Origin of the sequence: Bosea sp. (in: a-proteobacteria), assembly GCF_023953965.1 — a bacterium.
Lineage (GTDB): Bacteria > Pseudomonadota > Alphaproteobacteria > Rhizobiales > Beijerinckiaceae > Allobosea.
Genome location: NZ_JAMLIX010000001.1, coordinates 1798198 through 1818178, shown reverse-complemented (window position 1 = coordinate 1818178; position 19981 = coordinate 1798198). Strand labels below are relative to the sequence as shown.

General features: G+C 67.5%; 20 protein-coding genes and 1 pseudogene. 5 read left to right on the top strand and 16 right to left on the bottom strand.

Going from position 1 to position 19981, the window contains the following annotated elements:
- Window positions 1-20: 20 nt before the first annotated feature.
- From M9917_RS08375 to M9917_RS08300, 16 genes and pseudogenes are all read right to left on the bottom strand, one after another.
- On the bottom strand, window positions 21-1262 hold the full coding sequence (locus M9917_RS08375) for an ABC transporter substrate-binding protein (protein WP_297252657.1): 1242 nt from the start codon (window positions 1260-1262) through the stop codon (window positions 21-23).
- Between the two features lie 227 nt (window positions 1263-1489).
- Window positions 1490-3004, bottom strand: coding sequence for an NAD-dependent succinate-semialdehyde dehydrogenase (locus M9917_RS08370; RefSeq protein WP_297252655.1), 1515 nt, complete (start codon window positions 3002-3004; stop codon window positions 1490-1492).
- 65 nt (window positions 3005-3069) lie between these two features.
- Window positions 3070-3771, bottom strand: coding sequence for a GntR family transcriptional regulator (locus tag M9917_RS08365; RefSeq protein WP_297252653.1), 702 nt, complete (start codon window positions 3769-3771; stop codon window positions 3070-3072).
- 69 nt (window positions 3772-3840) lie between these two features.
- Window positions 3841-4737, bottom strand: coding sequence for an NAD(P)-dependent oxidoreductase (locus M9917_RS08360; protein WP_297252651.1), 897 nt, complete (start codon window positions 4735-4737; stop codon window positions 3841-3843).
- A complete protein-coding gene (gene pcaC / locus M9917_RS08355) occupies window positions 4730-5143 on the bottom strand; it encodes a 4-carboxymuconolactone decarboxylase (RefSeq protein WP_297252649.1) in 414 nt (137 codons plus the stop codon). The genes M9917_RS08360 and pcaC overlap by 8 nt, the downstream gene beginning before the upstream one ends.
- Before the next feature lie 197 nt (window positions 5144-5340).
- A complete protein-coding gene (locus M9917_RS08350; protein WP_297252647.1) occupies window positions 5341-6297 on the bottom strand; it encodes an alpha/beta hydrolase in 957 nt (318 codons plus the stop codon).
- The gene (locus M9917_RS08345) at window positions 6297-7565 is read right to left on the bottom strand and encodes an NAD(P)-dependent oxidoreductase (protein ID WP_367273912.1); all 1269 of its coding nucleotides are present in this window, start codon (window positions 7563-7565) and stop codon (window positions 6297-6299) included. The genes M9917_RS08350 and M9917_RS08345 overlap by 1 nt, the downstream gene beginning before the upstream one ends.
- 572 nt (window positions 7566-8137) lie before the next feature.
- Window positions 8138-8995 carry an HTD2 family dehydratase gene (locus tag M9917_RS08340; protein WP_297252643.1) on the bottom strand — a complete coding sequence of 286 codons (858 nt, stop codon included), beginning with the start codon at window positions 8993-8995 and terminating at the stop codon, window positions 8138-8140.
- Between the two features lie 248 nt (window positions 8996-9243).
- Window positions 9244-9405: pseudogene (locus tag M9917_RS08335) on the bottom strand (CoA transferase); the annotation flags it as partial.
- Between the two features lie 293 nt (window positions 9406-9698).
- A complete protein-coding gene (locus M9917_RS08330; protein WP_297252641.1) occupies window positions 9699-11180 on the bottom strand; it encodes an aldehyde dehydrogenase in 1482 nt (493 codons plus the stop codon).
- Window positions 11181-11187: 7 nt separating this feature from the next.
- Window positions 11188-11775, bottom strand: coding sequence for a thiamine pyrophosphate-dependent enzyme (locus tag M9917_RS08325; RefSeq protein ID WP_297252640.1), 588 nt, complete (start codon window positions 11773-11775; stop codon window positions 11188-11190).
- Window positions 11776-11780: 5 nt separating this feature from the next.
- Window positions 11781-12323 carry a thiamine pyrophosphate-binding protein gene (locus M9917_RS08320; RefSeq protein WP_297254783.1) on the bottom strand — a complete coding sequence of 181 codons (543 nt, stop codon included), beginning with the start codon at window positions 12321-12323 and terminating at the stop codon, window positions 11781-11783.
- A gap of 1141 nt (window positions 12324-13464) precedes the next feature.
- Entirely contained in the window at window positions 13465-13734 is a 270-nt protein-coding gene (locus tag M9917_RS08315) for a transcriptional regulator (protein WP_297252638.1), read from the bottom strand.
- Window positions 13735-13766: 32 nt separating this feature from the next.
- Entirely contained in the window at window positions 13767-14138 is a 372-nt protein-coding gene (locus M9917_RS08310; protein WP_297252636.1) for a DUF6481 family protein, read from the bottom strand.
- Between the two features lie 23 nt (window positions 14139-14161).
- Complete coding sequence (gene rpsU, locus M9917_RS08305) at window positions 14162-14416, bottom strand: 30S ribosomal protein S21 (RefSeq protein WP_297252634.1); 255 nt, start codon at window positions 14414-14416, stop codon at window positions 14162-14164.
- A 138-nt stretch (window positions 14417-14554) separates the two neighbouring features.
- A complete protein-coding gene (locus M9917_RS08300; RefSeq protein ID WP_297252632.1) occupies window positions 14555-14764 on the bottom strand; it encodes a cold-shock protein in 210 nt (69 codons plus the stop codon).
- A gap of 461 nt (window positions 14765-15225) precedes the next feature.
- Between M9917_RS08300 and M9917_RS08295 the strand changes: the two genes are divergently transcribed.
- The 5 genes from M9917_RS08295 to M9917_RS08275 all read left to right on the top strand — a co-directional run bounded on the left by M9917_RS08295 (window position 15226) and on the right by M9917_RS08275 (window position 19979).
- Entirely contained in the window at window positions 15226-15591 is a 366-nt protein-coding gene (locus tag M9917_RS08295) for a hypothetical protein (protein ID WP_297252630.1), read from the top strand.
- Between the two features lie 233 nt (window positions 15592-15824).
- Complete coding sequence (locus M9917_RS08290; protein WP_297252629.1) at window positions 15825-16985, top strand: mandelate racemase/muconate lactonizing enzyme family protein; 1161 nt, start codon at window positions 15825-15827, stop codon at window positions 16983-16985.
- On the top strand, window positions 16982-17740 hold the full coding sequence (locus M9917_RS08285) for a GntR family transcriptional regulator (RefSeq protein ID WP_297252627.1): 759 nt from the start codon (window positions 16982-16984) through the stop codon (window positions 17738-17740). The genes M9917_RS08290 and M9917_RS08285 overlap by 4 nt, the downstream gene beginning before the upstream one ends.
- Window positions 17741-17761: 21 nt before the next feature.
- Window positions 17762-19066, top strand: a complete 1305-nt coding sequence (locus tag M9917_RS08280; RefSeq protein ID WP_297252625.1) for an ABC transporter substrate-binding protein — start codon at window positions 17762-17764, stop codon at window positions 19064-19066.
- A gap of 55 nt (window positions 19067-19121) precedes the next feature.
- A complete protein-coding gene (locus tag M9917_RS08275; protein WP_297252623.1) occupies window positions 19122-19979 on the top strand; it encodes a carbohydrate ABC transporter permease in 858 nt (285 codons plus the stop codon).
- Window positions 19980-19981: the final 2 nt, after the last annotated feature.

Here is a 19981-nt window from a genome sequence, read left to right as displayed (position 1 = left end):
CGGCCGGGAGGGCGACCCGGTCAGCTGCTCCAGCGCAGCTCCGCCAGGGCATCGCCGGGCGGCCCGACGGTGACGGGCACGCCGTCCTGCCACTGCATGACCGCGACGGGGGCATCCATGCGCCGCCCGGTCTCGTCGAAGCGCAGGCGCTCGCCCAGGAAGAACTTCGCCGGGCCCTGCGGATCGCTGGTGTCGGTGCTGCGCAGCGCCGCCATCAAGGCGTCCCTGTCCGCGGACTTGGCCCGCTCGAGCGCATCGTGGATCAGCATGACATGGCCGTAGGAGGACAGGATCTCCTGCGTCGTCCAGGGCTGGCGGGAGCGCTTCTTCAAGCTCTCGACGATGTCGTTCTGCTTGCGCGAGCCCCAGTTCGACGCCGTGCAGACGATGCCTTCGAGGCTCTCCTTGGCGATGTTGTCGAGCATCTCCGGCGCGCCGACCTGCGAGCCCGGCGCGAGCACGGGGATCTTGCCGCGGCCGATGCCGAACTCGTCCATCTTCTCGATGATGAGCTTCGTGTCGGGGACGTTCGAGGTGTAGAGCAGCAGGAAGTCCGGGCGCGCGCGCCTGACGCGCTGGATGATCCCCGTCGCGTCGGACAGGACCGGCGTGAAGGTCTCGTCGACCGCGATCTTGAGGCCGACCGCGGCGAGCCCGCCCTTGCGCAATTCCTCGATATAGGCCTGCGTCGCCGGCTGGCTGTCCGCCACCATGCCGATCGTGGCCGGCCGCCGCTTGATCGCCCGCTCGACCAGCCCGACATAGCTCGGCATCGTCTCACGCGCGATCCGGCTCGAGGTCGCGGAGGAGGCGATCAGATATTTGAAGCCGCGGTTCGTGACGCTGTCGGCATAGGACAGCGTCAACCACGGAATCCGCTCGCGTTCCCAGACCTCCGTCACCGCCAGCGACAGGAAGGACAGGCCCGCGCCAAGGCCGGCGACGAGGTCGCTCTCCTGGGCGACGAGCCGCTGCGCCGCATTCTTGGCGCGCTCGGCCGAATCCCCGGCATCGGTGATGATCAGGCGCAGCTTCGCCCCGCCCAGCGCCTTGACGCCGCCGCGCGCGTTGATGTCCTCGACCGCCATCTCGGCCCCGGCGCGTTCCATGCCGCCGAGGCTCGCCCATGGCCCTGTCTGCGCGACGATCAGGGCGATCTTGATCTCCTTCGGCTGGGCCGAAGCCCGGCCGATGCCAAGCGCGCCGGCCGCGGCAAGGCTCGCGCCGCCGGCGAGGATCGTACGTCTGTCGTGATGTCTCATGCCTTCCTCCCATCTCTGGCTTTTGCTTTCCCTACCGCAACCGCAGTCCCGCCGCAATAGGATTGTATGATGGTATGTCTATCATTCATTCACGACGGCCTGGACGAGGCCGTGGCGGCGATACGGAAAGCGCCCCCGCTGCGGCTGCGGCCTCAATCGCCATGCCTCCCCCCGACCGCGGCGTGGCGATCCAAGCTTCTGTTCCAGCATCGGATTTTCCCGATGCCCTAGCCTTCCAGCGCCACGTATTTGACGTCGAGATATTCCGCGATCCCTTCCCGGCCGCCCTCGCGGCCGAAGCCGCTCGCCTTGATCCCGCCGAAAGGCGCCGCCGGATCGGAGATCACGCCCTTGTTGAGGCCGACCATGCCCGCCTGCAGCCCCTCGGCGAGCCGCATGGAGCGCCGCAGGTCCCGGGTGAATACGTAGGAGGAAAGCCCATATTCCGAGGCATTGGCCCAGCGCATCACCTCGTCCTCGTCGGAGAATGCGACGATCGGCGCGACCGGTCCGAAGATCTCCTCCCGCACGATGCGCTGATCCGCTCCCACCCCGGCGAGGATCGTCGGCGGATAGTAGAAGCCCCGGCTGGACGGGACCTCGCCCTGATAGGCCATGCTGGCCCCCTCCTGCCTGGCCGAGCTCACCAGCGCCTCGACCTTCTCGACGGCGGCGCGGTTGATCAGCGGGCCGATCGTCACGTCCGGCCGCAGGCCCGGCCCGACGACGAGACGCGCGAAGCGCTCGGCGAGCCGCGCCGTGAAGGCCGCACTGACACTGCTGTGCACGAAGAAGCGGTTGGCGGCCGTGCAGGCCTCGCCGTTGTTCCTGAGCTTCGCCTTCATCGCCTCGGTGACGGCGAGCTCGATGTCGGCGTCCTCGAAGACGATGAAGGGGGCGTTGCCGCCGAGCTCCATCGAGACGCGCAGCAGCCCGCGCGCCGACTGCTCGACCAGCTTGCGCCCGACATGCGTCGAGCCCGTGAACGAGATCTTGCGCAGATGCGGGCTCGCCATGATCGCGGCCGCGACCTCGCCGGAGCGCGTGGTCGGCACGATGTTGAGCACGCCCGGCGGCAGCCCCGCCTCGGCCAGGATCGTCGCGAGCGCGTTCATGGTCAGCGCCGTCTCGCGGGCCGGCTTCACCACCACGGTACAGCCGGCGGCGACGGCCGGGCCGATCTTGCGGGTGCCCATCGCGAGCGGCACGTTCCATGGCAGGATGAGGAGACAGGGCCCCACGGGCTGGCGCATCGTCAGGAGGCGCGAGCGTCCGTCCGGCGACACCTGCCAGTTCCCGCCGATCCGCACGGCCTCCTCGGAGAACCAGCGGAAGAACTCCGCCGCATAGGCGACCTCGGCCCGGGATTCGGCGATGGGCTTGCCCATCTCAAGCGTGATCAGCGCCGCCAGCTCCTCCTGCTGCTCCATGATGCGCGCGAAGGCGCGGCGCAGGATCTCGCCGCGCTCGCGCGGCGCGGTGCGTGCCCAATCGGGCTGGACGCGCGCGGCGGCATTGAGCGCCATGCGGCCATGCTCGGCCGTGCCGTCCGCCACGCGGGCGAAGCTCTCTCCACTGGCGGGATCGACGACCTCGAAGGTCTCGCCGCTCTCGATCCAGCGCCCATCGATGAACAGCCCGGTAGGGACCCGGTCCAGGATGGCGGGGCGCGGCGGCTGCCGGCCGGCGCCCTCTCCCGCCGCCGCGTTGCCGCGGCTGGTGTCGCTGCTGTGCATGGCCATGGCTTCCTCTCCATCGGCAGCCAGGCCCGCACGGCCGCGCTTGCAGCGCCGTCGCGTAAACCCGGCTAAGTCTCGGCGCGCAGGCTCGCGAGCGCGGTATGCGCCGCCGCACGCACGTGATCGCAGGTGAGCTTCGCGGCGAGCTCGGCATCGCGCCTGGCGATCGCCTTGTGAATGCCGCGCAGCTCCTTCATCATCTTCTTCGGCCGCCCCTTCGCCGAGAGCGAGGTGGTCCTGAGCTGCTGCACCCGGTGCTGGAAGCCCTCCAGCAGGTTGCGCAGGACCGAGCTGTTCGCACCCGCGAGAAGCACGGCGTAGAACTTGTTCTTGACGGCGAGCATCGCCCGGACGTCCGTCGTCGTGAGCGCGACCTGCTCGAGCTCGTCCAGGACCGTGCCGAGGCGATCGATCGCCTCCTGGCTGGCCCGCTCCACGAACCTGCGCGCGACCAGCGCCTCCAGCGAGGCCCGGATCTCATACAGATCCGCGGCATCCTCCAGCGACGGCGCCGCCACGATCGCCCCCTTCTGGGGAACCACCGTGACCAGCCCTTCCGAGGTCAGCTCCCGAAGGGCCTCGCGGACGGTGGTCCGCGAGACGCCGAGCTGGTCGATCAGCTCGCGCTCGATCAGCCGCTGGCCCGGCTTCAGCTCCAGATCGGCGATGGCCTGCCGCATGCGTGTGATGACCTGTTCACGCAGCGGCGCGGCAGTTCTGCCGAGCGGCTCCGCGTTCCAGGACATCGCCAGGGAATTCTGATCGGACATCGTCGTCATCCTCACTGATGGACATGCTGTCACACAGTTCATCAGGCAAATCCAGCCGATGCCGCCTCGTCAGCCTGCCACATCCTCCGGCATTTCTTCGTTCCACAGCGCGATCTCGGTATGGTCGGCCCCATCGCGCAGCGCCGCCTTCGCGGCGCGCCAGAGCGCGACCGACCGCGTCGCCAGAGGAGCCTCGACACCGAGCCTTGAAGCCAGGTCCACCGCGACTTCCATGTCCTTCAGCATCAGCTCCAGCGCGAAGCCGGAATCGTAGCTTTCGGTCAGGACGAAGTTCGGCCATTTGGTCTCGGTCGAGCCGCTCTTGCCGCTCGACGTGTTGAAGATGCCGAGCACGACCTCGGGCTTCAGGCCGAACCGCGCGCTCGCCCGCATCGCCTCGCTGGTGGCGAGCAGATGCGTGGCGGACAGCAGGTTGTTGAGCGCCTTGACCGCGTGGCCGGCGCCCACCGGCCCGGCATGCACCACCCGGCCGAAATGGGTGAGAAGCGGCTGCATCGCGGCGAAATCGGCCTCGGAGGCACCGACCATCACGGTCAGCGCGCCCTTCTGCGCCCCGCGCACCCCGCCGGAAACCGGCGCATCGAGGAAACGCGCCCCCCGCCCCGCCAGCTCGTCATGGATGCGCCGCGACTGCAGCGGCTCCGACGAGCCCATGTCGATCAGGACCGCGCCGGGCCGCAAGGCAAGGGCGAACGCCTTGTCGGCCAGCACCGCGTTCACCACGGCCGAGCTCGGCAGCATCAGAATCACGACATCCGCGGCGGCAGCCTCCGCGGCGGACGCCGCCGGCGATCCACCGGCCGCCGCGAAGCGCTCGATCGCTGTCGCCACCCTGTCGTAGCCGAACACCGTGAACCCGGCCGCGACGAGCCGCGCCGCCATCGGCACGCCCATCCGGCCGAGCCCGATAAAGCCGATCGCCGGCCGGTTGCCGCCCTCAGCCACGGACCTCGACCTCGCCGGCCGCCTGCATCTCGGTGAGGACCTTCTCGGCGATCCGGAAGGATTCGAGCGCGGCGGGGACGCCCGCATAGATGGCCGTCTGCATCAGGACCTGCTGGATCTCCGTCTGCGAGCAGCCATTGGTGATCGCCCCGCGGACATGGACCCCCAGCTCATGGGAGCGATTGAGCGCCGTCAGCATCGCCAGGTTGACCAGGCTGCGGGTGCGCCGGTCGAGCCCTTCCTCGGCCCATAGCGCACCCCAGCAATACTCGGTGACGAGCTCCTGGATCGGCCGGGAAAATTCGGTCGCCGCCGCCAGCGAGCGATCGACATGGCCGGCGCCAAGAACCTCTCTGCGGACCCGGAGACCGTCCTCGTAGGTCTGCCGGCGCGTCACGTCTCTCATGAAAGCCACCTCGTTGATTCGGAACGCCCAGCCAAGCCTCGCATCGCGCCGCTGCGGAGATCCCTCGAACTTTGGATTACAGTATTATCGTATGACCGACTGTCAAGATACAATGAGGCGACGAGCACGCCAGGATGCCATGCGCGGGCCCTGCGAGCGTGCGGGCGGCAGGCGCTGTGGCGGGCGAAGCCGGGCGGTCAGCCGGCGCTCTGGTGGCCGCGCCTATCCGCCTGCCCGAACAGGCCCCGGATGAACCCGGCGACCTCCTCATAGGCGCCGTCCGCCGCCCGAATGGCGTGGGCGATCCGCATGAAACCGTGGATCTGACCGGGATAGTCGCGGTAGAGGACCCGGACACCGGCCCGCTGCAACAAGCCGGCGAACCGCTCCCCCTCGTCGTGAAGCGGATCGTAGCCGGCGGCCAGCAGCAATGTCGGTGGAAAGCCGGAGAGATCCGCGTCGTAAAGGCTGGCGGGCACGCCTTCGGTCGCAAGGTAGTGGCGCCAGTACCAGCGCAACCCTTCCGTCTCGAGCCGGTAGCCGCGCGCCCTCGTCGTCGCGGATCGCGTGTCGAGGGCCGGATCGATGATCGGATAGAGCAGGACGAGGCCGGCGATCGTCTCGCGACACGCCGGGCCGAGACGGGCCGCCACCTGCGCGCAGAGATAGGCGCCGGCGCTGTCGCCGGCCAGGGCGACACGCCCCCCGGCATCGCGCGCGATCTCCGGCAGGGCCGCCAGCACCTGCTCGATCGCCACCGGATGGCGCACCTCCGGCGAAAGATCGTAGCCGATCGACACGACGGTCGTGGAGGAGCGGTTGGCCAGGACGCGGCAGAACCGGTCATAGCTCTCGATCGTGCCGGTCACCCAGCCGCCGCCATGCACGAAGACCGTCGTCCCGGTGCTCCTGGCGGGGCGATAGCGGCGCAGCGGCAGCGGCCCCACCATGCCGTCGGCGATCTCGGCGACCGGCTCCAGCGCTTCCGGGATCGCTGCCGCGACCGCCTCGTGGCGATCGCGCGCCTCCTGCGGGCTCAGGCGCTCGATCGGCACCATCTGCTTCGATTTCAGCAGGTCGAGATAGGCCGCCGCATCGGGATCGAGCGCAGCATCGGCTCCCCCGACGGTGCCGGTTTCCGCAATCGCCGTCATCACCTCACCGCCTTGACGGTCTGCCAGAGGTCCAGCTCGGGGCCGAACCGGTCGAGCAGCGCGAGCGCCGTGTGCCGCCCGATCTCGAACACCGCCCCCGGCACCGCGGCATCCTCGGCCAAGGACACCACGGCATCGAGATCGGCGAGGAGGCGGCGCACATCCGTCTTCGCCTCGTTTCCGTCCAGCGCCCGCACCATCTCCCCCAGCGAATCGTTCCCGGCGGAGCCGCTTTCCAGATAGAAAGCCGCGTCCTTGGGCGCCACGTCCATGCGCCCGAGGATGCGCACCGCATCGGCCGTCACGAGGGCCTGCACCGCCGCCACGCCGGCGGCCAGCCGCGACACGACGGCGGCCTGGTCCAGTCCCTCCGGCAGCGCGGTCACCGGGCGCTCGCCGACCCGCGCGGCCCGCTCGTACCAGCGCGCGATCACCATGTGGTAATGCTCGCTGAAGCCGTGGGCGATGGCGCCGCGATAGGCCGCGAGCGAGTTCCCGGCGAAGAAGGCCGGCAGGTCCTGGGACTTCGCGAACTCCACATAAAGCTTCATGTCCTTCATCAAGAGCCGCGTGCTGAAGAAGCCCGGCCCCAGTATGTCGGGCAGGACATGGGGAATGATGTGGTTCTGAAGCGTCCAGCTGTCGCCGCCCTGCGCCTGCAGCGCATCCGTCAGCACCTCATAGGCGATGCCGTATTGCAGACCGAGCGTCAGCGCCTCGGTCATGACCACGTCGAGCGTGGCGACCACCATGTTGTTGACCAGCTTGAGGGCCTTGGCGGCGCCATGGGAGCCGACCATCATCAGATCGGCCGCGATCGCGTCGAAGGCCGGCCTGAGCACCTCGGGAATCTGGTCGAGCCCGCCGATGAACAGGGAGAGCGTGCCGTTATCGGCACCGCCCAGGCTTTTGGTCATGCCCGCCGCGATCGTCCGCACGCCCTTGGACGAAAGCTGCCGGGCGACCTCGTCGACCGTTGCCGGCCCGATGGTGCTGAAGTCGACGAAGATCTGGCCCGGCTTTGCGACCTCCAAATACTCGGTGACGACCGCGCGCGTGTGCTTGTCCGCGGGCACGACGCTGAAAATGCCGTCGGCATCCGCGGCAGCGTCCGCGATGGAAGTCGCCCGCCGGGCAGGCGCCGGCATGTCCGCGATGCGGGCAGGGTCGATATCATAGACCGCGACCTCGATCCCATCCGCCTGGGCAAGGCGCTTCGCCATGCGCAGCCCCATGGCGCCCAAGCCGATAAATGCAACGCGTGCCAAGGTCGTTTCCCCTCTCCAGACAATCCGTTCCGCGCCAACCCAGCGCCGCGTGCTTTTATACGACCATATTCTCGTATGACAATATGCTCTGCACGGCCCGCGGCCGTGAAGCTGGCAGAGCCCGCCGGGCGCCCGAGAGCGCGGCGTTTCCCGATCCCCCACGGGTTCGAACTATCCCTGCGACGAGGACGGTCATCCCCGTCATCGTCTGATCGCGTCTCGACGAAGGGCATCCTGGATGCGCTGACGAGAAAGATCATCGCGCGTCCTATCGGACGCGATAACGATGATCTATCCCATTGCTGGAGCACCGCGTTGCGCAGGAACGCGGAATCGCGCCGGATCAGAGCGGCATCGCGGTTTCGATCAGCCCTGTCCAGCACGGGCGGCTGGCGATGGCGCGAACGGCAGCTGTGCCTGTCACCGCTGTCGCGCTTTGCGGTTCATGCCGACCACCGAACCGTGCCGCCTTCCCGCCGGAACTGCCCCTGCTTCAGCAACTGCATCGCCGGGCGCGGAACGGCGGGTTTCGCGATCGGCGCCTGAAGCCGGGCCGATCGCCCGGGTGCCGCTCACGACCACGACGCCTCGGCCGCCATGCAGACAGGCCCGTCTTGCTTGGCGGTCCAGACCTTCAGCATATCGCGATCTTCGGTGGCATGCAGTGCGAAAGCGTCGTCATCGAACAGCGGGGAAAGCCCGCGGAAACTGAAGCACCGCGGCGGCGTGCCGCGCAATTCGGAAGCGTAGGCGTAGAGCAGCGCCGCCTGCATCGGGCCATGGACGACGAGGCCGGGATAGCCCTCGACCTCGGTGGCGTAGCGCCGGTCGTAATGGATGCGATGGCCGTTGAAGGTCAGCGCCGAATAGCGGAACAGCAGCGTCGCCCCGGCCTTCATCGGGCGCTGGTGGACGCCCTGGTCGGCCACGGGCGGCGGCTTGGCGGAAGCACCGGGGGCATCGACCCCGCGATAGACGATGTCCTGCCGCTCCTCGAGCACGAGGGCGTTGTTCGCCTCGATGCGGTGATGCACGGTGACGAAGCAGAGCGCACCGGTGCGCCCTTCCTTCAGGACCACATTCTCGATCCGCGAGGAGCGCTTCACCACGTCGCCGACGCGAAGATCGCCATGGAATGTGAAGGCGCCGCCGGCCCACATCCGCCGTGGCAGGGGAACCGGCGGCAGGAAGCCGCCACGGGCCGGGTGGCCGTCGGGGCCGAGCTTCGCGGTCGCGGCCGCCGGTTGCGCCAGGCAGAAATGGATCAGGCGCGGCGCGGCCTGACCGTGCCTGGGCGCTTCGCCGGGGAAATCCATCGTCGCATGGTATTTGCGGGCCAGGTCCTCGCCGAGGACGTCGACGGCGACCTCACCACGGCCGATCCACGTGCGCAGGTGATCGATATCGGGAAGCGAAGGCTCTTGGCTCACGACATGTGCCTTTCCTGATGGTCCAAGGAAGCATGCTGCCCGATCGCCGGGACCGGGCCGTAGTCGCGCGCCTGGCCCATGACGATCGGCGCAGGCGCGGGAAAGGCGACAGGACCGGCCTGCGTTTCGACCACGATCCTGCGCAGAGGGGGGTGTTGCGACAGCGCAGCCATGTCGTCGACCGAGGCGAAGGCGATGTCGATCTCCGTCAGGAGCCGCTTCGCCTCGTCCTCCGCCACGGCGGAAAAGGCTGCCGCGTCATAGCCACGCCCGAAGTCGCCTTCGGCGCGCTCGATCTTGATGGCGCGCGCCCCCGCATCGGCAAGGCGCGACGTGCAGAAGGGCGCCGCCACCGCCTGTTCGATCGCGACGACGACGAGACCCTCCAGGGGACGAGCGGCTGACGGCATCATTGAACCTCTTCCGATGGCGTATGTACTTAAGATGTGGTCGTCCGCAACTGCCGGCGTGATGGACCACGCCATGACCGGTGTGTTTCCTTCCTTGTAGGGCCTATCTTTGTCGGCAAGCGGGATGCCATGCGGCTTGCCCGCGCTGGCCTCCCCAGGGGTACGACCACGCCGCTGACGGGTTTCCTCCCGATCAGGCGCCGGACCGGGCTCCCGAGATTGCGGTCCGCTGGATTATCGTTGGGGCCTCGGATTTTTCCGAAAAGTGGATTCCGCTTTTCGCATCCGATTCCCTAGCGGATCACGAACGGATTTGCCGTGACGCCGGCGGTATCGATCCAGACCGTCTTGGTCTGCAGATAGGCCTCGATCGCCTCCTGCCCGCTTTCCCGGCCGATGCCGCTGCGCTTGTAGCCGCCGAAGGGCGCCATGTAGCTCACGGCGCGGTAGCTGTTGATCCAGACGGTCCCCGCCTCCATCACGGCCGCACCGCGCAGGGCGCGCCCGATATCCGCCGTCCAGATGCCCGCGGCCAGGCCATAGGGGCTGTCGTTGGCGATCGCGAAGGCCTCGTCCTCCTCGTCGAAGGGGATGACGGACAGGATCGGGCCGAAGACCTCCTCGCGCGCGATGCGCATGCGGTTGTCGACGCCGGTGAAGATGCTGGGCTCGACGAACCATCCCGCGGCCAGGTCCGCGCGCCCCGGCTTGCCGCCGCCCAGAACGCATTCGGCGCCTTCCGCGCGGGCGATGTCGAGATAGCCGAGCACCTTCTCGCGCTGCGCCTGCGTGGTGATCGGGCCGACCTGCGTTTCCGGCAGGGCCGGATCGCCGACACGGGCGCTGGCGGCGAGCTTCACCACGCCCTCGACGACGCGATCATGGATGCTGCGGTGAACCAGCAGCCGCGATCCGGCGATGCAGGTCTGGCCGCTGGCGGCGAAAATGCCGGAGATCGCGCCATTGACCGCGCTGTCGATATTGGCGTCGGCGAAAACGATGTTGGCCGATTTGCCGCCGAGTTCCAGCGTCACCGTCTTCAGCCCCTCGGCAGCGGCACGATAGACCGCAAGGCCGCCGGGCTCTCCGCCGGTGAAGGCGATCTTGGCGACATCGGGATGGGAGACGAGCCGCGCGCCGACCTCCGTCGGCATGCCGGTCACCGTGTTGACGACGCCGGGCGGAAAGCCGGCTTCGGCGAAGAGCCTCACGAAGGCCAGGGTCGAGGCCGATGTGTGCTCCGACGGCTTGATCACCACCGTGTTGCCGGCGGCGAGCAGGGGCGCGAGCTTCCAGGTCAAAAGCAGGAGCGGCGAATTCCACGGCACGATCGCCGCGATCACACCGATGGGCTCGCGCCGGGTGAAGGCGAACATGCCCGCCTTGTCGATCGGCAGGACAGCGCCCTCGATCTTGTCGGCAAGCCCGCCGAAATAGCGATACCATTCGGGGATGTAGCGCAGCTGCGCCGACATCTCCGAGATCAGCTTGCCATTGTCGCGCGTCTCGATGGCGGCCAGCCGCTCGGCGTTCTCCGCGATCAGATCGGCAAGGCGCACGAGCAGCTTGCCGCGGGCCGAGGCGGTCAAGCCGGCCCATTCCTTCGCCCGGAAGGCGGCTTTCGCTGCGGCGACGGCGGCATCGACCTCGGCCGCCCCGTCGCGCGGGATCAGGGCCCAGGGCTTGCCGGTATAAGGATCGTAGGTTTCGAATGTGGCGGCGCCGGGCGCGGTGCGTCCGGCGATCGTGTTCTCGAAATCGACCAGCGCGCCCATCGCAACCTCAGCAGGTGGTCAGGCCGAGATGGCCACGGAAACGGTTCTTGATGAAGACGGCGTCGCGCGGCGGCAGCGAACGCGGCAGGTTTTCGGCGACGATCTTGAGCACGAAGAGCCGCGGCCCCTGCGCCGGCTGGCGCAACGCCTCGCTAAGCGCGCCGACCTCTTCGAGCCTGCACAGTTCCCGCGCCTCGGCGAAGCCGCAGGCGGCCGCAACCTTGTCGAGCGAAATGCCGCGCCCGGTATGGCTCGACTGCATCCCGGTCTCGCCGAAATGCTGGTTGTCGAGCACGATGAGGTCGAGGTTTCGCGGACGGGCGACAGCGATCGTCGCCAGCGCGCCGAAGGCCATGAGCTGCTCGCCGTCGCCGGTGATGACCATGACCCGCTTCTGCGGCTGCGCCTGGGCGAGGCCGAGCCCGACCAGGGCGGCGCCGCCCATCGCGCCCCAGAGATAGTAATTGTCGTCGCGGTCGCCGGCGGCGTGGACGTCGTAGCTCGGCGAGCCGAGGCCGGTGACGACCAGCGCCCCCTCGCGCGCGTCGAGCAGCATCTTCACCGCCGCGCGGCGGTCCATGGTCGGAAGGCTCATGGCGCTCACCACTTCTTCTTGCCGAGCAGGCGCTGGCCGATCAGCACGGCGATCCGCTGGTCGGACTCGAAGGCCATCGCCGCGGCCTGCGCCACGGTCTCGATCAGATCCGCGCCGGTTTCGGCACGCAGGACTGTGACGCCGATGGCCTCGAGCGCGCCCTGCGTCGCCCGCCCCATCGGCACCTGCCAGGGATTGAACTCGGCCCATTCGCCACGCATCGTCACCAGCATCAGGAGCGGGAAGCGGGCCTGAACCGGCAGCGACAGCATGTTGATGCAGTTGCCAGCCCCCGAGGATTGCATCAGCACGACGCTGCGCTGCCCACCGAGCCAGGCCCCGGCCGCGATGGCGATGCCCTCCTCCTCGCTCGTCAGGACGTTGGTGACCACCTCGGGATCGGCGTTGAGCAGCTCGATCAAGGTCGAATGCCCGGCGTCGGGCACATAGGACATCTGGTCGATGCCCGCCGCCTTCAGCGTCTCATAGAGCGCCACCGGCCAATCGACGTTGAGGTCACGGGGCTTTCCGGCCCTTGACGAGGGAATGACGTCAGCAGCAGCCACGGCGCGCCTCCTTGCGGACCGACTCCATATCTGCGCCTTTATAGCCTTGCAAAATCCCCTGCGACCTCGACCCTTTTTGACGATCAGATATAGCGGAATTCTATATCTATGGAGATTTTCCGGCTTTAACGCCGGTCCACGCCGCCGAACTCGGCAGCCTGTCGAAGGCGGCGGATCGTCTGCGCCGTCGTCATCTCCTGCCTCGCCGTTCCGCTACGAAGCGCAACAGCGTGGATTCGACCTGGAAATGGTCCCCCTTTCGAAGCCGATCACCGGGACGGGTGGTCCCTCATTGCACGCCATTTCCAGGCATCATGAGCCGGCGCGAAGTTCAATCTTCAATGATAGGCTGACGATCCAACGGCAAAGAGTGTCGCCGCCGCCGAGGTGACCTGGATCATCGCGCGTCCTATCGGACGCGATAACGATGATCTATCCCATTGCTGGAGCATCGGACCGAAAAGTGGATTCCACTTTTCGCATCCGATGCTCTGGCGCTATCGCTGCTCACCCCATGATCCGCGCGACGATCTTGCGCAGCTCCTCGCGGGAAAGGCCGCAAGGTTCGGGTTTCCAATCCGGCGAGGATTTTGGCGGCGACGATCTTGGGGTCGATGCGCCGAGGGGTTGCGTGTTCTTATGTTCGTATTGGGTTTTGTGCTTCATATCCATCCAGCGGTGCGCGGCTTGCCCGTGCGACCTGTAAGGCTGCCAGGCGGAATGCCGGCGGCAGCGAGCCGCAAAGCGGCGTTCGATTGTCGAAAGAGTGGAAAGTCGGGCAACGCGCCTGTCGCGGCGAGGCCAGCCGAATGACTCGGTCGATTGATCTCTGCTAGATCATCGCGCGTCCTGCCGGACGCGGTAACGATGATCTGTCCCATTGTTGGAGCATCGGAACTTTCCGAAAAGCGGATTCCACTTCTCGCATCCGATGCTCTAGCGATGCATTGTGGCCGTTTGAAGCTGCCGGTGGACGATCGGGGACATGATCGTCAGGGGCAACGACAGCGCCGTGTTGCGTCGCTCGCGCCGGCAGACGGGGCGTCCGAGCCGATTGGAACGGCCCCGCCAATCGACGGGTTCGGCCGGACAGCCAGATCCATAACCGCCTCCTGCCTCCAGATCAGGCAGATATCCGCCTCCGCCGAGCGCCACTCTTTGCGGGCTTCGCGCTTGATGGAGCCGTTTGACTCGCTGATGCCGCTTCGGCGTCGGCCGCCTCTTTCGCCAGGCGTAGCGCCCGTAGCCTGGCTGTGCGCTCCCGGACGGCGATCTGTTCGGCGCGCAGGGCTTCCAGGGCGGTCTGCGCGTCGGCGCGACGTTGCGCGGCGAGCGTTGCCTTGCTTTGCGCCCGCAACTGGGCCTCTTCCGGCGAGATCCTGCTACCCGACATCGACAACTCCTTTCGGTCAGCGCAACGCGGCGTCAGCGACGTTTCCCTGCTGTGCGCTCCTGCATGTATTGAACGGCTTCGAGCAGAACCTTGCGGGGCCGCTCGGCCGCAATCCTCGCCAGCTCCGCCTGGCGGGCAGCCTGGCGCGCGAACTCCTCCTGGCGTTCCTCTTCAGCGATGCGCTCGCGCTCCATCGTTGCGAGGCGTTCCTCTTCGGCGCGCCTCGCCGCCTTCTCCGCCTCGCGCCCGGCTCGCGCTCTCGCGACGGCTTCGCGCTCCGTCCGGCGTTGGACCATGACGGGATCGTCGGCCCTCGGGCGCATTTTGAACCGCTCCAGCAACGCCTTCTTGGCGTTGGCCGAGCTGGCCTTGCGGTCGGTGAAACTCTGCGGATTGAAGCTCAAGCCTGAAACCTCTCTCGGCGTGCCTATGCGGGGCGGGCCGGACGAGCGGGCCGTTCCACACGCTTCGGCGCCGGCAACAATCCTTCGCGCTGTGCCTGCTTGCGCGCCGCCTTTCGGGCGCGACGGACGGCTTCCGCCTTTTCGCGGGTTCGCCGTTCCGACGGCTTCTCGTAAGAGCGCCGTGCCTTCATCTCGCGAAACACGCCTTCACGCTGCATCTTCTTCTTGAGGACACGCAGCGCCTGATCGACATTGTTATCGCGGACGAGAACCTGCATTCGGATTTTCCTTCTGGTAGAAATAAAAAGGGCCGGGCTGGCCCAACTCTTCCCGGCCATCCGATGCTCGATCGTACGGGCGCCGGTACATCCATGGTCGCCGCATGGGTCGATTGCCGCATCGGACGGCATTTCGGCTCACTCGGCTTGCAGATGATCCGCCGAGGTCTTTCCCGAGCGCTTGTCCTGCACCAGCTCGTAGGAGACCTTCTGGCCCTCCTTGAGCGTGCGCAGCCCGGCACGCTCGACAGCGCTGATATGGACGAAGGCATCCTGGCCGCCATCTTCCGGCTGAATGAAACCGAAGCCCTTGTCCGGATTGAACCATTTGACTGTGCCGCTGGCCATGCTGACCTCCTGTAAAAGCGACGGCTCACGCGCCACGGATGTAGCGCATGTTTCGATTTGAGCAGGAAGTTCGTCAGCAATGCGCGATAAGGCGCCGGGCCAATTCGTTCGGCTAGATCGACTTGTCCAAGATGGTGTCGATGGGGCACATTGTCAAATCGACAGAGCCGTTTCTCAATATTTTTGCAAATACTCCGACTTCGACGGGATCCGGATCGAGCGACAAAACCCGCAGGTGGATCCGGTGGAGATCATGGCCTGGGAACGGCAAGCTTCGTCGATCGAAGACGCGCCGGAACGGCAGCATGTACAGCCCCGATCTGCGACGAGATGCCCCGAAACCTCCGTTGACGCCAGGCAGGACACGGTCATGCTGAAGACGCAGGCCCAGTTCCTGCGGCGTCGACGGCCGGAGCGGGGAGCCTCGCTCCCGCCTTGGAACCTTGCGGGAGGAGAACGGCATGGACTTGAAATCGATCGCCGTAACCGCCGTGCTTTTCGGCTTGCTGGCCGCCAATCCGGCATCGGCGCAGGGCACGGCCGACGAGCAGGCGTTTCAGGCGATGGCGGCAGCGCTGAAGGCGAACGATGCGGAGCGTCGGTCGGCGATCGAAACCTGCATCGGCCAGGGCATCGGCAGCAACCCAACCGGCGTCGCCGAATTTATGAGCGTGCCCGTGGCAAAGGCGACCGAGGCCTGGTGCACGCGCATGACCAACGGCATCGCGAACGGCAAGCTCACGCTGGCCGATATCCAGGCGCTGAACCAAGGAAAGCTCACGCCCGGCGCGCGAGACGTGCTGACGACCGTATCGGACGGGCGATAGCAACGGCAAGCGAAGCCGCCGCGGAAGACGGAGACCTGGCGATGCGGGTCGCCGGTCCTCGCCAGGCTCCGGGCGGCTCTCTCGGAATGGCATGATGAGATCGGCAACGCCCCTGGCGTCGATGCCTGTGTGAGCACGCTGTCCGGCTTATTCGCGCCAACCCCATTTCTCTCTTGACGGCCGACCGGTCTCGCTTCTTATATCGCATAAATTATAATTTATAAGGATATGCGATGAAGGTCACCCGCGTCACCGCGACGCCCCTCCTGGCCTCCTTCGCCGGGATCTTCGGCGGAGCCGACAAGGTGCCGCCGCATATCCGGGTTCCCGCCGCCCATTTCCGCCGCATTCCCCGCATGGGGCAGATGTCGACGCTGGTTGAGGTGGAGTCGGACGACGGCGTCATCGGCTATGGCGAGGCTTTCGGCCTGCCGCATCCGCTCTCGGCGGCAGCCATCGTCAACGAGGTCGTCGCGCCCGCGCTCCTCGGCGAGGAGATCGGCGAGCCGGCCGGGATGACGCAGGTGCTCTACGAGTATTTCTTCGCGCTCGGCTCGACGCGCGGGGCGGCGATGGAGGCGCTGAGCGGCGTCGACATCGCGCTCTGGGATCTCAAGGCGCGGGCGGCGGGCCTGCCGCTGTCAACACTGCTCGGCGCCTCGCCCGGGCCGGTCTCGACCTATGCGAGCCCGGTCGGGTTCCATGAGCATCCCGAGGATTCGGCGAGAGCCGCGCTGGATTTCCTCAAGCAGGGCTTCACCGCCATCAAGATCAAGATCGGCCGCGGCGCCGAGACGGATGCCCTGCATGTCGGGGCGGTTCGTGACGTGGTCGGGCCGGCGGTCAAGCTCTATGCCGACGTCAACTGCGCCTATGACGTGCAAACCGCGATCGCGGTCGCCGAGGCGCTGGAGCCTTTCGATCTCGGCTGGTTCGAGGAGCCGATCCCGCCCGACGATCCGCAGGGGCTCGCCGAGGTGCGCCGGCATGCACCGATGCCGGTGGCGGCCGGTGAGAACGAATTCTCGCCTGCCGCCTTCCGCCGCCTGATCGACGCCGGGGCGCTGGATTTCGCGCAGCCGAACATCACGCGGGCGGGCGGCGTCTCGGCGATCCTGGAGATCGGCCGGATGTGCGCCGATGCGGGCGTGAAGCTCGCGCCGCACGGGGTCGGAAGCTGCATCTCGCTGGCCTCGTCCCTCAACGCCTGCCGCGCGGCGGCGGGTTTCGCGACCTACGAGGCGAACCGGCTCATCAATCCGCTGCGCGACGAGATGGGACTGCATCCCTGGCGGATGGAGAACGGCATGCTGATGGCGGCCGACCGGCCCGGCCATGGCGGCGAGCCCGACATGGCCGAGATCGACGCATACCGGATCGGAGCCGGCGCATGAGCCCCGCAAACGTGATCCCGATCCGCGTCCGCGAGCCCACCGAGATGGGCCAGCTGATCGGCGAGCCCGGCGAGACGCTGACCGAGACGCTGCGGCGCACGCTCCTGGAGATGATCGTGTTCGGCTATTTCGAGCGGGGTTTGCGCCTCTATCCCGAGCGCCTCGCCGAGCAGTTCGGCGTCAGCCTGACGCCGGTCCGCGAGGCGCTGATGCGGCTGGCGGCCGAGGGCTACATCGAGGCGGTGCAGCGGCGCGGCTTCCATGTCCGGGCGCCGGACGCCAAGCAGGTGGTCGACCTGTGGCAGGTGCGCCTGGGGCTCGAGCTCACGGCCGGCGAGCTTTTGATCGAGCGCCTGGCGAGCGGCACCTTGCCGGCCGCGGCGCTTACCGTGCTCGACGATCTGATGGCCGCGCTGGAGCAGAGCCCCCGGACCATCGCGCACCGGCCGAAGCTCGGCCTCAACGCCGAGTTCCACCACCGCATCGTCGAATTGAGCGGCAACGACATCCTGACCTCGCTCTATCGCGGCATCCAGATGCAGCTGATCGGCGAATGGGTGCAGCGCGGCCTGCAATCCTGGCGCGTGCGCCTGTCCAGCGAGGCGGCCGAGCACCGCGCGATCGTCGCCGCGCTGCGGGCCATGGACCGCGACGCCTATGCGGCGGCGGCCCGCCATCACATCGCACGCTCGCTCAAGGACGCGCTGGCCGACCTCGCCGAACGCGACGCGGCCGGCGCACAGAAAAACGGATAACCGGCATCAGGGAGGACGATCATGTTACGCAGAACAGTACTCACGATGGCGCTGGGAGGCGCCGCCGCCGCGACCGCCGGGCTCGCGCCGGCCTTCGCCCAGGCCACCACCGTCCGGATGTGGACCTTCCTCAACCCGGCCGGCAAATCGCCGCGCGAGGTGGCGCTGGCGCAGATCATCGACAGCTTCCAGAAGGCCAATCCCGGCGTAAAGATCGTCGTCGAGCCCCAGGCCTGGGACCAGATGACGCCGAAATTCCTCGCCGCGCACAATGCCGGCGGCGCGCCGGACATCATCTGGGTGGTGACCGATTTCCTCGGCGACGCCATCAAGTCGGGCTCGCTGGCGAGCCTCAACGACCTGTTCATCAAGAACTGGAGCAAGGAGCAGATCGCCGACCGCGCCGGGGCCTATTGGGACCTGACCAATGTCGGCGGCGTCCAGCACGCGCTGTTCACCTCGCGCAACTACATCGCGATCGCCTACCGCAAGGACCTCTTCGCTGAAGCCGGGATCGATCCGGCCGGCATCACGAGCTGGGACAAGCTGGTCGAGGCCGCGACGAAGCTGACGCAGAAGGACGCCTCCGGCCAGGTCACCCGCTACGGCTTCGCGCAGGGGTTCAGCGAGAACCAGGCCGATCCGCCGATGATGATCCCCTATCTGCTCGGCAAGGGCGGCAAGCTGTTCAACGACGACGGCACGGCGAACTTCGCCTCGCCCGAGGCGGTGGAGGCCCTCACCTTCCAGACCGACCTGATCACCAGGCACAAGGTCATGTCCGAATCCGCCGTCGGCTGGACGGTCGACGACGTCTACGAGCAGTTCGCCTCCGGCCGGGCCGCGATGATCATGGGCGCGAGCGTGCGCATCTCGACGCTCCAGTCGCAGCTCGGCAAGGACAAGATCGGCTTCATGATGTGGCCGGGCGCCGGCGGCAAGCCGCATTCGCCGGCGGTGATGGCCGGCTGGGCCGTCGGCGTCTGGTCGAAGAGCCCGGTCAAGCGTGAGGCGGGCCAGTTCGTCGACTACATGCTCGGCGCGCTCGGCGACAAGGTCTGGGTCGAGGTCGGCGGACAGTCGCCCGCCCTCGCCTCGACGCTCGACGGGCTCGGCGACTTCGCAAAGCAGCCCGGCAACGAATATCTGCGCACCGTCGCCGAAGGCTCGGCCAAATACGGTTATCTGCCACCGATCGACATCTCGATCGGCGGCTATCGCCAGATCCTCAACAAGGCGGCGCAGCACGTCGTCGTCGGCAAGACCGCCCCGAAGAAGGCGCTCGAGGACGCCGCCGCCGAGTTCAACCGCGCCAACAAGCGCTGAGGCATGAAGCGGGCGGCCCGCGCCGCCCGCTTCCGATCGAGCAGGAACCCGCCATATGTATTCCCGCTATGCCGGGCTGCCCTATGTCGTGCCGGCCTTCGCGCTCCTGGGGATGGTGCTGTTCTCGCCCGTCTTCTACGGGTTCTGGTTCAGCCTGTTCCGCATCCGCTACGGCGCGCCGACCGACTTCATCGGGCTCGGCAATTTCACCGGCCTCCTGTCGGACCCGATGCTGGGCGGGATCGTCTCGCGCAGCGCGGTCTTCACGGCGCTCGCCGTGCTGCTGACCATCGTGATCGCGCTCGCGCTCGCCTTATGGATCCACAGGCTCGGCGAAAGGCTGGGCTTCGCCGTCCAGATGATCGTGATCGTGCCGTGGATCATCTCCACCGTGGTCGCCACGCTGTTGTTCCGCTGGGTCTTCGTCAACGATATCGGGCTCGCCTTGTCGCTGGCGCGCTGGGCCGGCCTCGGCGACCTGCGCCTGCTCAACGATCCGACCTCGGCGATGGCGCTCCTGATCGGAGTGTCGGTCTGGAAGCGGATCGGCTACGCGGTCATCATCCTGCTCGCCGGCCTGAAGGGCATTCCCGACGATTACGAGGAGGCGGCGCGCATCGACGGCGCCACAAGCTGGCAGATCTTCCGCCGCATCACCCTTCCCTTGATGAAGACGCCGCTCCTGCTCGTCGCGATCGTGCTGACGCTGTCCAACCTCAACACGGTCGAAACCCCGCTGGTGCTGACCGGCGGCGGGCCCGGCAACGCCACCCGCATCCTGCCGATCGAGGTGTTCGACCGCGCCTTCGTCACCTATGACCTCGGCTCGGCGACGGCGCTGGCGCTCGCGATGTTCCTCGGCAACATCCTGCTCGTGCTCGCCTATGTCAGGCTGGCGAAATGGAAGGCGTGAGC

What these genes read in the sequence shown, in the direction of transcription:
- M9917_RS08365 (WP_297252653.1), bottom strand. Translation starts at nt 3,771, where the DNA reads ATGTCCGATCAGAATTCCCTGGCGATGTCCTGGAACGCGGAGCCGCTC.
- M9917_RS08285 (WP_297252627.1), top strand. Translation starts at nt 16,982, where the DNA reads ATGAGCCCCGCAAACGTGATCCCGATCCGCGTCCGCGAGCCCACCGAG.
- M9917_RS08315 (WP_297252638.1), bottom strand. Translation starts at nt 13,734, where the DNA reads ATGTCGGGTAGCAGGATCTCGCCGGAAGAGGCCCAGTTGCGGGCGCAA.
- M9917_RS08290 (WP_297252629.1), top strand. Translation starts at nt 15,825, where the DNA reads ATGAAGGTCACCCGCGTCACCGCGACGCCCCTCCTGGCCTCCTTCGCC.
- rpsU (WP_297252634.1), bottom strand. Translation starts at nt 14,416, where the DNA reads ATGCAGGTTCTCGTCCGCGATAACAATGTCGATCAGGCGCTGCGTGTC.
- pcaC (WP_297252649.1), bottom strand. Translation starts at nt 5,143, where the DNA reads ATGAGAGACGTGACGCGCCGGCAGACCTACGAGGACGGTCTCCGGGTC.
- M9917_RS08350 (WP_297252647.1), bottom strand. Translation starts at nt 6,297, where the DNA reads ATGACGGCGATTGCGGAAACCGGCACCGTCGGGGGAGCCGATGCTGCG.
- M9917_RS08330 (WP_297252641.1), bottom strand. Translation starts at nt 11,180, where the DNA reads ATGGGCGCGCTGGTCGATTTCGAGAACACGATCGCCGGACGCACCGCG.
- M9917_RS08295 (WP_297252630.1), top strand. Translation starts at nt 15,226, where the DNA reads ATGGACTTGAAATCGATCGCCGTAACCGCCGTGCTTTTCGGCTTGCTG.
- M9917_RS08275 (WP_297252623.1), top strand. Translation starts at nt 19,122, where the DNA reads ATGTATTCCCGCTATGCCGGGCTGCCCTATGTCGTGCCGGCCTTCGCG.
- M9917_RS08325 (WP_297252640.1), bottom strand. Translation starts at nt 11,775, where the DNA reads ATGAGCCTTCCGACCATGGACCGCCGCGCGGCGGTGAAGATGCTGCTC.
- M9917_RS08300 (WP_297252632.1), bottom strand. Translation starts at nt 14,764, where the DNA reads ATGGCCAGCGGCACAGTCAAATGGTTCAATCCGGACAAGGGCTTCGGT.
- M9917_RS08370 (WP_297252655.1), bottom strand. Translation starts at nt 3,004, where the DNA reads ATGGCCATGCACAGCAGCGACACCAGCCGCGGCAACGCGGCGGCGGGA.
- M9917_RS08280 (WP_297252625.1), top strand. Translation starts at nt 17,762, where the DNA reads ATGTTACGCAGAACAGTACTCACGATGGCGCTGGGAGGCGCCGCCGCC.
- M9917_RS08375 (WP_297252657.1), bottom strand. Translation starts at nt 1,262, where the DNA reads ATGAGACATCACGACAGACGTACGATCCTCGCCGGCGGCGCGAGCCTT.